The 12297-nt window shown below is 44.1% G+C and carries 12 protein-coding genes and 1 tRNA gene; 10 read left to right on the top strand and 3 right to left on the bottom strand.

Annotation, left to right across the window (positions count from 1 at the left end; all coding sequences use genetic code 11):
• Positions 1–19 precede the first annotated feature (19 nt).
• The 10 genes from nuoG to IBX48_RS03515 all read left to right on the top strand — a co-directional run bounded on the left by nuoG (position 20) and on the right by IBX48_RS03515 (position 10230).
• Complete coding sequence (gene nuoG, locus IBX48_RS03560; protein ID WP_296830802.1) at positions 20–2137, top strand: NADH-quinone oxidoreductase subunit NuoG; 2118 nt, start codon at positions 20–22, stop codon at positions 2135–2137.
• 14 nt (positions 2138–2151) lie between these two features.
• Positions 2152–3213, top strand: coding sequence for an NADH-quinone oxidoreductase subunit NuoH (gene nuoH, locus IBX48_RS03555; RefSeq protein WP_296830800.1), 1062 nt, complete (start codon positions 2152–2154; stop codon positions 3211–3213).
• A gap of 13 nt (positions 3214–3226) precedes the next feature.
• Complete coding sequence (gene nuoI / locus IBX48_RS03550; RefSeq protein WP_296830798.1) at positions 3227–3718, top strand: NADH-quinone oxidoreductase subunit NuoI; 492 nt, start codon at positions 3227–3229, stop codon at positions 3716–3718.
• 20 nt (positions 3719–3738) lie between these two features.
• Positions 3739–4377 (top strand): NADH-quinone oxidoreductase subunit J, encoded by a 639-nt coding sequence (locus IBX48_RS03545; protein ID WP_296830796.1) that lies wholly within the window; start codon positions 3739–3741, stop codon positions 4375–4377.
• On the top strand, positions 4377–4682 hold the full coding sequence (nuoK, locus tag IBX48_RS03540; protein ID WP_296830794.1) for an NADH-quinone oxidoreductase subunit NuoK: 306 nt from the start codon (positions 4377–4379) through the stop codon (positions 4680–4682). Before IBX48_RS03545 ends, nuoK begins: the two co-directional genes overlap by 1 nt.
• Positions 4683–4688: 6 nt before the next feature.
• Positions 4689–6668 (top strand): NADH-quinone oxidoreductase subunit L, encoded by a 1980-nt coding sequence (gene nuoL / locus IBX48_RS03535; RefSeq protein WP_296830792.1) that lies wholly within the window; start codon positions 4689–4691, stop codon positions 6666–6668.
• Positions 6669–6700: 32 nt separating this feature from the next.
• On the top strand, positions 6701–8215 hold the full coding sequence (locus IBX48_RS03530; RefSeq protein ID WP_296830790.1) for an NADH-quinone oxidoreductase subunit M: 1515 nt from the start codon (positions 6701–6703) through the stop codon (positions 8213–8215).
• A gap of 25 nt (positions 8216–8240) precedes the next feature.
• Entirely contained in the window at positions 8241–9683 is a 1443-nt protein-coding gene (gene nuoN / locus IBX48_RS03525) for an NADH-quinone oxidoreductase subunit NuoN (RefSeq protein WP_296830788.1), read from the top strand.
• A gap of 76 nt (positions 9684–9759) precedes the next feature.
• Positions 9760–10083: a DUF2818 family protein gene (locus IBX48_RS03520; protein WP_296830786.1), complete on the top strand. Its 324-nt coding sequence runs from the start codon at positions 9760–9762 to the stop codon at positions 10081–10083.
• A gap of 70 nt (positions 10084–10153) precedes the next feature.
• Positions 10154–10230 (top strand) — tRNA-Met (locus tag IBX48_RS03515).
• Between the two features lie 113 nt (positions 10231–10343).
• On the opposite strand, the gene IBX48_RS03510 is transcribed toward IBX48_RS03515, so the two are convergent.
• Genes IBX48_RS03510 through IBX48_RS03500 form a run of 3 tightly spaced genes read right to left on the bottom strand, consistent with a single transcriptional unit; the run spans position 10344 to position 11912 of the window.
• Complete coding sequence (locus IBX48_RS03510; protein WP_296830876.1) at positions 10344–11300, bottom strand: site-specific integrase; 957 nt, start codon at positions 11298–11300, stop codon at positions 10344–10346.
• Positions 11183–11527 carry a helix-turn-helix domain-containing protein gene (locus IBX48_RS03505; protein ID WP_296830783.1) on the bottom strand — a complete coding sequence of 115 codons (345 nt, stop codon included), beginning with the start codon at positions 11525–11527 and terminating at the stop codon, positions 11183–11185. Before IBX48_RS03505 ends, IBX48_RS03510 begins: the two co-directional genes overlap by 118 nt.
• On the bottom strand, positions 11520–11912 hold the full coding sequence (locus tag IBX48_RS03500; protein ID WP_296830781.1) for a hypothetical protein: 393 nt from the start codon (positions 11910–11912) through the stop codon (positions 11520–11522). The genes IBX48_RS03505 and IBX48_RS03500 overlap by 8 nt, the downstream gene beginning before the upstream one ends.
• Positions 11913–12297 lie beyond the last annotated feature (385 nt).

The following is a 12297-nucleotide window of genomic DNA, read 5'->3' as shown; positions in this document are numbered from 1 at the left end:
GAATATTAGGTTAAGAATTATGGTAAAAGTCGAGATAAATGGTCAGGTTGTAGAAGCTCGTGAGGGAGAAATGTTAATTGATGTAGCCGATGGCGCATCGATAGCTATCCCACGCTTTTGCTACCACAAAAAACTTTCTATCGCAGCAAACTGTCGTATGTGTTTAGTTGAGGTCGAGGGCGCGCCTAAAGCGATCCCGGCTTGTGCCACACCGGTGACAGACGGTATGCGTGTTAACACACGTTCTCCAAAAGCGATTGCCGCTCAAAAATCCGTTATGGAGTTTTTGTTAATTAACCACCCATTGGACTGTCCAATTTGTGACCAAGGTGGCGAGTGTGAGCTACAAGATGTTGCGATGGATTATGGTGATGATATTTCACGTTATTCTGAAGCCAAACGAATTGTAGGTGATCGCAATGTAGGCTCGTTAATTCAAACCGATATGACTCGTTGTATCCACTGCACACGTTGTGTACGTTTTGGACAGGAAATTGCCGGCTTAAAAGAGTTAGGAGTAACGGGTCGTAGCGAATGGATGGAAATTGGAACTTATATTGAAAAATCAATCGGTTCAGAGCTGTCGGGTAACATGATTGATTTATGTCCTGTTGGTGCCTTAACGTCGAAACCTTTTCGTTACAAAGCCCGTGCTTGGGAATTGATTGCTCATGCCACCATTTCACCACATGACAGTGTGGGATCAAATATTTTAGTGCACACACGTAAAAATGAAGTAATGCGCGTGGTGCCAGCCGAAAATGAAGCCATTAACGAAACCTGGATTTCAGATCGGGATCGTTATTCTTATGAAGCCCTTAATTCGGTAGATCGTTTATCTTCGCCTATGTTAAAAACTGATGCAGGTTGGCAGCAGTTAGAGTGGGAATCGGCCTTAGAACATTTGGTCGTCAAGTTAAAGCCTTATCTGGCCAAGCCAGAAGAGGTGGTTGTATTGGTTTCCCCGAATGCGACACTGGAAGAGCTGTATTTAACTAAAAAGTTATTTAACGGTTTAGGTGTGTGTGCCATCGAATCACGACTTCGTCAGCAAGATTTCCGTGGTGACGGCGCTGGTGTTAAACCTTCCCTGGGGCAGTCATTTAGAGACATTGAAAACTTAAACTCAGTCTTTATGGTTGGCTCTTACTTAAGAAAAGAGTTGCCTTTGCTTAATAACCGAGTGCGTAAAGCGCATTTAGCCGGGGCGCAAATCAATACGCTTAACCCAATTGTATTGGACTATAACTACAAGGTAGCAAATGAGCTTGTCGCGCCAGATATGGTCGAAGACTTAGCTGCGATTACCAAGGCCGCCGTTGAATTGACTAAATCAGACAACCAGGCCTGGTTGTCTGATGTTAAGCCATCGGATCAACATAAAGCGATAGCCGAATCTTTATTAAACGCCGACAAAGCTTGTGTGATGCTGGGTCAGCGCGCACAGATGGATGAAAACTACTCGATCTTATCGCGTTTAGCCGCGTTATTAGCCAAGGTTACTGGCAGTGTTTTCAGTGATCTGCCAATGTCTGCCAACACACAAGGCGCTAGCCTGTTGTTAACTGAGCACTCAGCAGACAATCTTAATGATTGGTTAGCAGAAGGTAAAAAGGTATTCATTAACCTGGGTGTCGAACCTGAACAAGATGCGATGCGCGGGATGGATGCACTTAAAGCCATGCAAAATGCTGAGTTGGTTATTAACGTCACAGGTTTTGACAGTGTTACACAACGTGGTTACGCAGACTTTATGTTACCTATGGCTATGTTTGCCGAAAATGCCGGCACTTACATCAATGCACAAGGGGACTGGCAAAGCTTCAAAATGGTGGCAAATGCCAAGCCAGAAGCAAAACCCCTTTGGAAAATTCTACGGGTTTTAGGCAATATGTTTGATCAAAGCGGTTTTGACTATGTCAACACCAACGAGATTTTAACGGAGATTCAGGCGCTTAATTTAGAAGTGAAGTCGGCTGATTATGAAAGCTTAAGCGTTGGGTTGGTAGATAAAATCACACCAGCTAACAGCATTGATTTCGTATCGCCTTACTCGGTAGATGCCTTGGTTCGTCGTTCGCCTGCCTTGCAAGCCACGCCGGATGCCGATGCGCGTCATATTAGTCAACCTGAATAATAAAGGAAAAGTGTATGTTTAATGCTTTAGAAAGCTGGCTAAGCGTTTTCTTATGGGATTGGTTGGCTATTATGATCACCTTGGTGATTCAAGTTTTGATTGTTGTTGTACCGGTTATTTTGGCCGTGGCATTTTTGACTCTAGCTGAGCGTAAAGTTATTGGTTTTATGCAGGTCAGAATGGGGCCGAACAGGGTTGGGCCTTATGGCATATTGCAACCGTTTGCAGATGTCATCAAGCTTATTATGAAAGAGGTGATTAGACCAACCGAGTCAAATGCTTATCTATTTCTTATCGCACCAATTTTAGCCTTTGCCCCAGTGATTGCGGCATGGGCGGTTATTCCGTTTGATGAAGGTGTGGTCGCATCCGATTTGAATGTAGGCGTGATGTATGTATTAGCGGTTTCGTCAATTGTTGTTTACGGTGTGATTATTGCTGGTTGGGCATCAAACTCTAAGTATGCATTCTTAGGCGCTTTGCGTGGTTCAGCTCAAAAAATATCCTATGAAATTGCGATGGGCTTTGCGTTAGTCACGGTTCTAATGGTTGCTGGTAGTATGAACTTAACCGAAATCGTACATGGACAGCAAGGTGGATTTTGGAACTGGTACTGGATTCCATTGCTTCCTATGTTTGCGGTGTATTTTATTTCGGGCTTAGCCGAAACAAACCGCGCGCCATTTGACGTGGTTGAAGGCGAAGCCGAAATCGTTGCTGGCTTCCATGTCGAATACTCAGGGATTACATTTGGTATTTTCATGTTGGCAGAATACGCCATGATGATTCTAATCTCGTTCATGACCGCGATTATGTTCTTGGGGGGTTGGTATTCGCCATTTGAAGGCATTATCCTGCTTGATCCGCTAACCGCTTGGATTCCAGGTTTTGTTTGGCTGTTCTTAAAAGTCGCCTTTTTACTCTTCTGTTTCTTGTGGTTCCGTGCGACTTTCCCACGTTATCGTTATGACCAGTTGATGCGTTTGGGCTGGAAAGTATTGATTCCTGTCACCATCGTTTGGGTATTTGTAGTTGGTTTAATGCATTACTTCAGCATTGGCCCCTGGTTTAATTGAGTGAGGTTTGAACATGATTGCATTTTTAAAACATCAGGTTAAGACCTTTGGTCTCATCGAGTTATTTAAAGGTCTGGCGGTAACGGGTAAGTACTTTTTTAAAAAGAAAATAACGGTTCGTTATCCAGAAGAAAAAACACCTATGTCGCCGCGTTTTCGTGGTCACCACGCTTTGCGTCGTTATGCCAACGGTGAAGAGCGCTGTATCGCGTGTAAATTGTGTGAAGCAGTTTGTCCGGCTAACGCAATTACGATTGAAGCCGAAGAACGTAGTGATGGTTCGCGTCGCACCACGGTTTACGATATTGATATGTTTAAGTGTATTTACTGTGGGTTTTGTGAAGAAGCTTGTCCAGTTGACGCCGTTGTCGAAACACGGGTATTTGAATATGCGTTCGATGAGCGTGGTCAACACATTATGACGAAAGATAAGTTGTTAGCGTTTGGTGACAAGCATGAAGCCCAAATCGCAGCCGATCGAGCTGCGGATGCTAAGTACCGTTAAATCTACAGGAATTTGATTTTATGACTTTTGAACAACTTATATTTTATGTATTAGCCGGTATTGCGGTGATTGCTTCTTTAATGATGATCAGTGTTAATAACCCGGTTAAAGCGGCGTTATGGTTGGTTTTGGCATTTATTGCGACGGCAGGGGTGTGGATTACGGCGCAAGCCGAGTTTTTAGGTATCGTGCTGATTCTGGTATACGCAGGTGCCGTGATGGTGTTGTTCCTGTTTGTTGTTATGATGCTGGATATTAACTTAGTAAAACTTAAAGAAGGCTTTACCCGCTATTTACCCATTGGTGTACTGGCATCGGTCGCAATTTTTGCCATGATGTACATGGTTCTGGGCCCAGCCCATTTCGGATTAGATAAGACCGGTGAACCGATTAAATTCTCCGCTGACCATAGCAATACCACCATGTTAGGGTTGCAGCTTTACACCGTTCATGCCTATGCCTTTATATTAGCGGCCGTACTGTTGTTAGTGGGTATTGTAGCGGCAATTGCTCTAACCATTCGCCGCCGACCTACGCATGAGGTTTTGTATCAAGACATCGACAAGCAAGTTAAAGTACAGGCAAAAGACCGCTTTAAAATGGTCAAAATGAAAGCCACCAAAGAAGAACCGATTAAGAAAAAAAAGGAGGACGAGTAATGGTTGCACTGTCTGATTATCTGGTGTTTAGCGCCATACTCTTCACTCTGAGTATGGCGGGGATTTTCCTGAACCGAAAAAACGTCATTATTTTATTGATGTCGATTGAACTAATGTTATTAGCGGTTAACACAAACCTGGTCGCATTTTCCTATTTCTTAAATGATGTATCGGGCCAGATTTTTGTTTTCTTTATTTTAACCGTGGCGGCGGCCGAAGCCGCGATTGGTTTAGCCATCATTGTGTTGGTGTTTCGTAATCGAAACAGCATTAATGTTGATGATCTTGGTTCACTGAAGGGGTAAGGCTAGATGGAAATGTTGCATTTTATTCTTACCGTCATATTACTATCGCCGCTTTTTGGCTCGATAGCTGCGGGTTTGTTTGGTCGTAAAATTGGCCGTCGAGGCGCACACAGCGCCACTATTTTCAGTGTCGTGGTCTCTACTGTGCTATCGGCTTACGTGTTTTTTGAATACGTCTTTAATGGTGCAGAAGTTTATAACGCGGCCCTCTACACTTGGATGGTCAGTGACGGTATCCGTTTCGAAATCGGCTTTTTGGTCGATAGCTTAACCGCGACGATGATGCTGGTGGTGACCTTTGTATCCTTAATGGTTCATATCTATACCATTGGGTACATGGATCATGATGAAGATTACGATCACAGCAACGCTTACTATCAGCGTTTCTTTAGTTACTTGTCACTGTTTACCTTTTCAATGCTGTCATTGGTTATGGCGAACAACTTCCTTCAGCTATTCTTTGGCTGGGAAGCGGTGGGACTCGTATCTTATCTATTGATTGGCTTCTACATGAAACGCGAATCGGCGATTACGGCTAACCTGAAAGCCTTTTTAGTTAACCGGGTGGGTGACTTTGGTTTTATTTTGGGTATCGCAATGGTGTTTGTGTACTTCAACACCCTCGACTATCAAGAGTTCTTTGATCGCCTAGCAGAACATGAACATACCATGATGAGTTTTATTCCTGGTCTTGAATGGTCGGTCATCACCGTGATGGTTATTCTGTTGTTTATAGGCGCGATGGGCAAGTCTGCCCAGATGCCATTACATGTTTGGCTGCCAGAGTCGATGGAAGGTCCAACGCCTATTTCAGCTTTGATCCACGCGGCGACCATGGTTACCGCTGGTATTTTTATGGTGGCGCGTTTATCACCCGCTTATGAAATGTCAGAAGCCGCATTAGCCTTTATTTTAGTAGTAGGTGCCTTAACTGCATTCATGATGGGCTTGTTGGGTATTATCCAGAACGACATTAAACGTGTGGTTGCTTATTCAACACTTTCTCAGTTGGGTTATATGACGGCGGCTCTGGGTGCATCGGCTTACGCCGCAAGTATGTTCCATGTGCTAACGCATGCGTTCTTTAAAGCCTTATTATTCTTGGCGGCGGGTTCTGTGATCATAGCCATGCATCATATTCAAGATATTCGTCAGATGGGTGGTTTGAAAAGACACATGCCGGTCACTTATTGGGCCGTGTTATTAGGGTCATTAGCACTGATTGGCTTTCCCGGCTTTTCAGGCTTCTTCTCGAAAGACAGTATCTTATTAGCGGTTAATCAAACCGATTCGTGGGGCTCAAGTTTTGCCTATACCTTGCTGTTGATGGGGGTGTTTGTCACGGCTTTCTATAGCTTTAGAATGTTCTTCTTGGTATTCCACGGTGAAGAAAGTGATTATGTGAAGTCGCATAAGATTCATGAGTCACCAAAAGTGGTCACCGTGCCATTAATCTTATTGGCGATCCCATCGGTTGTATTAGGCTGGTTCATGATTGAACCTGTGTTGTCTGGCCGCTATTTCGCCGATGCGATTACGGTATTACCGTCGCATGATGTGTTGGCCAATATTTATGCAACCCAGTTTGATAACGTTTTAGGCTTTATTATGCATGGCTTTATGACCTTACCAGTTTGGCTCGCACTCGCTGGTGTGGCATTAGCATGGCTGTTCTACATGAAGCGACCTGATATACCGGCTTGGATACAAAGCAAGTGTACCCGTGCCAATTATGTGCTAGAGAATGCCTATGGGTTTGATCGTTTTAACGACATCGTGTTTGTTAAAGGATCACTCCGTCTGGGTCGGTTCTTCTGGCGCTCTATTGATATGCGTGTGATTGATACAGGGATGGTTAACGGTACGGTCCGTCGTGTATCGGATATGGCGACCATGTTTAGAGAGTCTCAGACTGGTTATATGTACCACTATGCTTTTGTCATGATCTTTGGTCTTTTAGGCCTATTGATCTGGGCGCTTTGGTAATTAGAGAATAATAAGAAAAGGAAAACGATTTCATGTCTTTAGGCTATCCGATTCTCAGTACCCTTATTTGGTTACCGATCATTGCGGGTTTGATTGTATTGTTTGCAGGTCGCAATAACCCAGGGTTCGCTAAATGGTTCTCTTTGGGTGCGGCGGTGTTAACCTTCATCCTATCCTTGCCGCTGTATGTGGCATTTGATACCACGACCTCAGCGATGCAGTTTGTTGAGCGTGTCAGTTGGATTCCGCAATACAATATTGAGTATTTCTTGGGGGTTGACGGTCTATCCATGCCGTTGGTGTTATTGACTACCTTCACCCAAGTGCTGGTGATTGCTTCCGCCTGGACGGTCATTAAAGATCGTGTAGAGCAATACATGGGTGCATTCATGATCATGCAGGGCTTGATGATTGGTGTCTTTACTGCCCTAGACTCAATCCTGTTTTATGTATTCTGGGAAGCTTTGTTGATACCGATGTTTATTGTTATTGGTAAATGGGGCGGACCAAAGCGTGTATATGCAACTTTAAAGTTCTTTCTTTATACCTTTTTGGGTTCGGTCTTCATGTTGGTCGCGTTTTTATACCTGTTTTTCCAATCAGGTAGCTTCTCAATTCTCGATTTCCACGCCATGCCAATCGGTATGACGGCGCAAATCTTGATTTTCTTAGCCTTCTTAATTGCGTTTGCGGTCAAAATTCCGATGTTCCCGGTTCATACTTGGTTGCCGGATGCCCACGTTGAAGCCCCTACCGCCGGTTCGGTTGTACTAGCGGCGATAATGTTGAAGATGGGGGGCTATGGTTTTGTACGCTTTAGTTTGCCGATTACGCCAGATGCGTCTATGACATTGGATTGGTTAATTATTGGTTTATCTCTGATTGCGATTGTTTACATTGCATTTGTTGCCTTGATTCAAACTGACATGAAAAAACTGGTCGCCTATTCATCGATTGCGCATATGGGCTTCGTTACATTAGGGATCTTTTTAGTGTATAGCATTGTCAGTAAAACTGGCGACGTGCAAGGTGCGGCTCTAGGTATGGAAGGTGCGATGGTTCAAATGATCTCGCACGGCTTTATCTCTGGTGCTATGTTCTTAGCGATTGGCGTGCTTTATGACCGTATGCACACACGTGAAATTGGCGCTTATGGTGGGGTAGTTAATACCATGCCTTGGTTTGGGTTCTTTGCCGTCTTGTTTGCTATGGCAAATGCTGGGCTACCGGGTACTTCAGGTTTCGTTGGTGAGTTTATGGTTATCTTAAGCGCATTTAAGGCCAATGTATGGTTTGGTGTGTTGGCGGCTACTACACTTATTGTGGGTGCGGCTTACACCTTATGGATGATCAAACGAGTGATTTTTGGATCTGTCGCAAATGAAGAGGTGGCCAAGTTGCAAGACCTTAATCGTCGTGAGTTTGCGATTATGGCGACCTTAGCCTTTGTAATTATTTTGTTGGGTGTGTGGCCCAACCCACTGTTAGAAGTGATGCATAGCTCGGTTGATAACTTATTAATTCAAGCAACCACATCAAAACTGTAACTATGAGATTAGGTGAGTCAAAACTATGAATTTTGTTATTCCAGATTTTATGCCAGCCGTTCCTGAGATTGTGCTCCTAGCGCTGGCGTCGTTTATTCTCATTGCAGACACGGTATGGTCTAAGCGTTATGTTAATGCGACTTACTATGCAACTCAGTTCACTTTGTTGTTGGTGGGCGTATTAATATTAGCCAGCTTTACGACAGATACAGTGGTGACGTTTGATCAGAGTTTTGTACGTGATGCGTTTGCCGATGTGTTAAAAATATTTATCGTTATTGTGTCCTTGGGTGTGTTTTTGTTTTCAAGAGAATACTTAAAGCAAAACGATTTTTATAAAGGTGAATTTTTCACGCTGGGCTTGTTTGCGATTCTGGGCATGTTTGTCATGGTGTCGTCTTATAACTTTATAACCTTATTTGTCGGTCTAGAAATCATGTCGCTTGCTATGTATGCGATGATTGCGATGCAACGTGATTCAAGTAAAGCCACCGAAGCCGCGATTAAATATTTCGTGTTGGGTGCGCTGGCTACTGGTCTATTGTTGTATGGTTTATCCATGATTTACGGTGCGACCGGCAGCTTAACCATACCCGAAGTAAAAGCGATTGTTGAAGCCGGTAAAGCCGACTCTGTCGTGCTGGCTTTCGGCGTTGTGTTCATTGTGATCGGTTTAGGCTTTAAGCTTGGTGCGGTTCCATTCCATATGTGGGTGCCAGACGTGTATCACGGCTCACCAACTGCGGTTACTCTGTTTATTGGTGCCGCACCCAAAATTGCCGCGTTTGCGATCGTCTATCGCTTATTAGTCGATGGCCTACCAGGCCTGGTGATTGATTGGCAACCATTGCTGATTATCATGGCCGTGTTGTCGATGGTAGTGGGTACGGTGATTGCGATTGCGCAAACCAATTTCAAACGCCTATTGGCTTATTCAGGGATTGCACACATTGGCTTTTTATTGCTAGGCTTTATTGCCGCCACGCCGGAAGGTTATTCGGCGGCTATGTTTTATGTATTAGTTTATGCCTTAACCAGTGTGGCTGCGTTCGGTATGATTATTGCCCTCGCGCGAACCGGTTTTGAATTTGACGAAATTAAGGACTTTAAAGGCCTAAACCAACGTAATCCATGGTTAGCCGCTATGATGCTTATTATTATGTTCTCCATGGCGGGTATTCCGCCATTTATTGGGTTCTATGCTAAGCTAGTGGTTCTGCAAGAAGTGATTACAGCCGGATTCGTTTGGTTGGCGATTGTGGGTGTCGTTACCGCCGTTGCCGGCGCATTCTACTACCTAAGAGTCGTGAAGGTCATGTATTTCGATAGTGCCGAGGTAGAGGGTGAACTGAAGGCCACCACAAAAGAAATGGCGGTTGCTGTCAGTGTGTTTTCGTTAGCGTTATTAGTGTTAGGTTTAATGCCAGCTTGGTTGATGAGTGTAGCTTATAACAGCTTACTTGTTTAATAACGCCAAAGCCTAGCTAAACGTATAAAAGAGGGCGCCATATGGCGCCTTATTTGTATTAAGAAGGAAATAGAAGATGAGTGTTGATCAAGCTGTATGGATATTGTTGTTTTTAGCCATCGTAATGGCAAACGTGCCTTGGATATTACCGAACAGACTTTTTATTGTCGTATCAATGGACAAACCCAAAGCGCTTTGGTTGAGTTTAGTTGAATGGTTGGTATATCTTGTCAGTGTTGGGTTGGTTGGTATATGGTTGGAATACAGCACCATGGGCAACATAGCATCCCAGCAATGGGAGTTTTATGTGATTAACCTGTTCCTCTTTATGATCTTTTCATTCCCAGGGTTTATCTACCGCTACAACCTAAAAATGTTCCTAGATAAGGCCAAGAAATAAGCCTATTAAATTAAACTAAATAAAGGCTTGTATTCTTACTGTCAGCCAGTATAATACGCACATCAATTAACGCGGGGTGGAGCAGCTTGGTAGCTCGTCGGGCTCATAACCCGAAGGTCGTAGGTTCAAATCCTGCCCCCGCTACCAATAATAAAAGCCTGATTTTTCAATGAGTTACAGCTCTTGAGAATCGGGCTTTTTTATTGTCCAAATTTCACCACTGTGGGGGAAATTGTGGGGTTTTTTGTAGGTATTTCTACCTATTTTCTTAGGTGGTCATGACTAAAATGAGCGTATCTTTTCACCATTTTATAATCAGACCATCCTCCTAACTCTTGCAGAACTTCTAGCGGTGTTCCTCGTTGAACATGCCACGTCGCCCATGTATGGCGGAGATCGTGCCAACGAAAATCTTCAATGCCCACTTTTTGACAGGCATTTCGGAACGCTTTGCCGTTTGCTCGACGAATGGGTTCACCTTTATAAGTAAACACGCGCGTCGGATTATTGCACCCACAGTTGTTTATGATTTCGACAGCTCTATCTGAAAGCGGCACAACAAAGGCCTTTTCAGTTTTAAGTATGTCGTCCCCTTCAATGTAGATAATGCGTTGAGAGAGATTAACCTGATCCCAACGGAGCAGGGTAACGTTTGATTCTCTCAAGCCTGTCTCTAATGAAAAGGCCATCATATCGGCTAAGTGGGGCGGCAAAGCTAACATAAGTCGATTGGCTTCGGCTTGTGTTAGCCAGCGAACACGTTTTTTCGGTTCTTTAAGTAACTTAATGAATGGGGGATCACATTTGACCTCCCATTCCTTTTTTGCCTTATTTAATACGGCTCTCAACTTTTGGAGCAAACGATTAACGGTGGCATTGCAAACGCCTTCAGACAATCTTTTATGAATGATTTCGTCTACATGCATCCGTCTGATTTGATCCAACATCAAATTCCCCAGAAAGGGATCAAGATATCGAAATAAATTGAGCTCATTCTGTCGGTCTTTGTTTTGGGTTTCACGCAAAAATCTCACAACCGCTTCTTTCCAAGATAGGCGGGGTTTTTCACCGAGTTGGTAAACCCGCCATAAATCGGCTTTTAACGTTGCTTCGTATTCTTGCGCTTCTCGTTTTTTCCTAGTTTTAGTTGAGCGGCGTATTCGTCTTCCGTCTGGTGCAATAAATTCAAGCCACCAGATGTTTCCGCGCTTGTATATTGACATAGTGATTCCTCATTATTGTCAACGACTCGCGCAACACCGACCTTTTTAGAATATTGGTTTCTGAGGTATTGTGCAACGTCTTGTTCGATAAAAACCCATTTAGACCCAAGCTTGGCACAGGGGATTTTTCCAGCCTGTGCATGGCGTCTTACGGTTTCAGGGTTAACCTGTAGAAGCTCGGCCACTTGTTGAAGTGTCAGCGTTTTAAGGCGTTCATTCATGGCTTGGCTCCTTAAAAGGCTTGTTATATCGACGTCCTTTTTCTTCGGCTTTGTCTTGCAGATATTCGCTAATATCTGAACCTCTGTATTCGGTGTGATATTTATCCGCATGGGCGATAAACTCACCAAAGGCTTCTGATAGATCAGTGATACCTTCACGCGCCATAAACGAACTGATGGCACCGAGTCCATTAATGAACAGGGTTTTATCTAGAGGCAGGCGTTCTTTGCGTACACGCTTTAAGGGTTTAGCCGTTTCACAAGCACAAGCCAGAATCACTTCTTGCCAAGCGGGGTGAATTGGCCAACGTGAGGCGTTGGTGTCATCAGGGTTAACTTGAGTTAGGTTTGGATTGTATCCAATCCAATAAACTATCCACGGCACAACGCAAAGGTGAGATGTGTTGCTGGTTCTTATTGTATTTTGCAGGTGCTGTGTTACTAGGTGAGGCACCGCTGTTGCCACCCGCGCGGGTAGGGTGCGGCGGAACGCCTGCATCCCTATCCTCGCGAGCGGCTCGACTTGGTTTAGCTTTGTTAGTTATTTCTTTACTAGACATGATCTGTCTCCAATTAGTTGTTGATATAGACAACGACGTCGTTGGAGCAGATTGTGCAGACAGGTCAAACTAAAGTAGACCCCATGAAAAATATTTACACGGGGTGTTGGGTTCTAAGTTTGAAATAGGTTTGAATATGCGTGTTGAGTTTTTTGGGTTCGGTTATGCCTTCACCTCGACCCTCAAAGAACCCCGCTTCATGCAGAGCAT

Source organism: Thiomicrospira sp., assembly GCF_014859555.1.
In the GTDB taxonomy this organism is placed as follows: Bacteria; Pseudomonadota; Gammaproteobacteria; order Thiomicrospirales; family Thiomicrospiraceae; genus Thiomicrospira.
The sequence above is the reverse complement of the archived record's forward strand: the minus strand, read 5'-3'. Positions and strand labels throughout refer to the sequence as shown.

What these genes read in the sequence shown, in the direction of transcription:
- nuoG (WP_296830802.1), top strand. Translation starts at nt 20, where the DNA reads ATGGTAAAAGTCGAGATAAATGGTCAGGTTGTAGAAGCTCGTGAGGGA.
- nuoH (WP_296830800.1), top strand. Translation starts at nt 2,152, where the DNA reads ATGTTTAATGCTTTAGAAAGCTGGCTAAGCGTTTTCTTATGGGATTGG.
- nuoI (WP_296830798.1), top strand. Translation starts at nt 3,227, where the DNA reads ATGATTGCATTTTTAAAACATCAGGTTAAGACCTTTGGTCTCATCGAG.
- IBX48_RS03545 (WP_296830796.1), top strand. Translation starts at nt 3,739, where the DNA reads ATGACTTTTGAACAACTTATATTTTATGTATTAGCCGGTATTGCGGTG.
- nuoK (WP_296830794.1), top strand. Translation starts at nt 4,377, where the DNA reads ATGGTTGCACTGTCTGATTATCTGGTGTTTAGCGCCATACTCTTCACT.
- nuoL (WP_296830792.1), top strand. Translation starts at nt 4,689, where the DNA reads ATGGAAATGTTGCATTTTATTCTTACCGTCATATTACTATCGCCGCTT.
- IBX48_RS03530 (WP_296830790.1), top strand. Translation starts at nt 6,701, where the DNA reads ATGTCTTTAGGCTATCCGATTCTCAGTACCCTTATTTGGTTACCGATC.
- nuoN (WP_296830788.1), top strand. Translation starts at nt 8,241, where the DNA reads ATGAATTTTGTTATTCCAGATTTTATGCCAGCCGTTCCTGAGATTGTG.
- IBX48_RS03520 (WP_296830786.1), top strand. Translation starts at nt 9,760, where the DNA reads ATGAGTGTTGATCAAGCTGTATGGATATTGTTGTTTTTAGCCATCGTA.
- IBX48_RS03505 (WP_296830783.1), bottom strand. Translation starts at nt 11,527, where the DNA reads ATGAATGAACGCCTTAAAACGCTGACACTTCAACAAGTGGCCGAGCTT.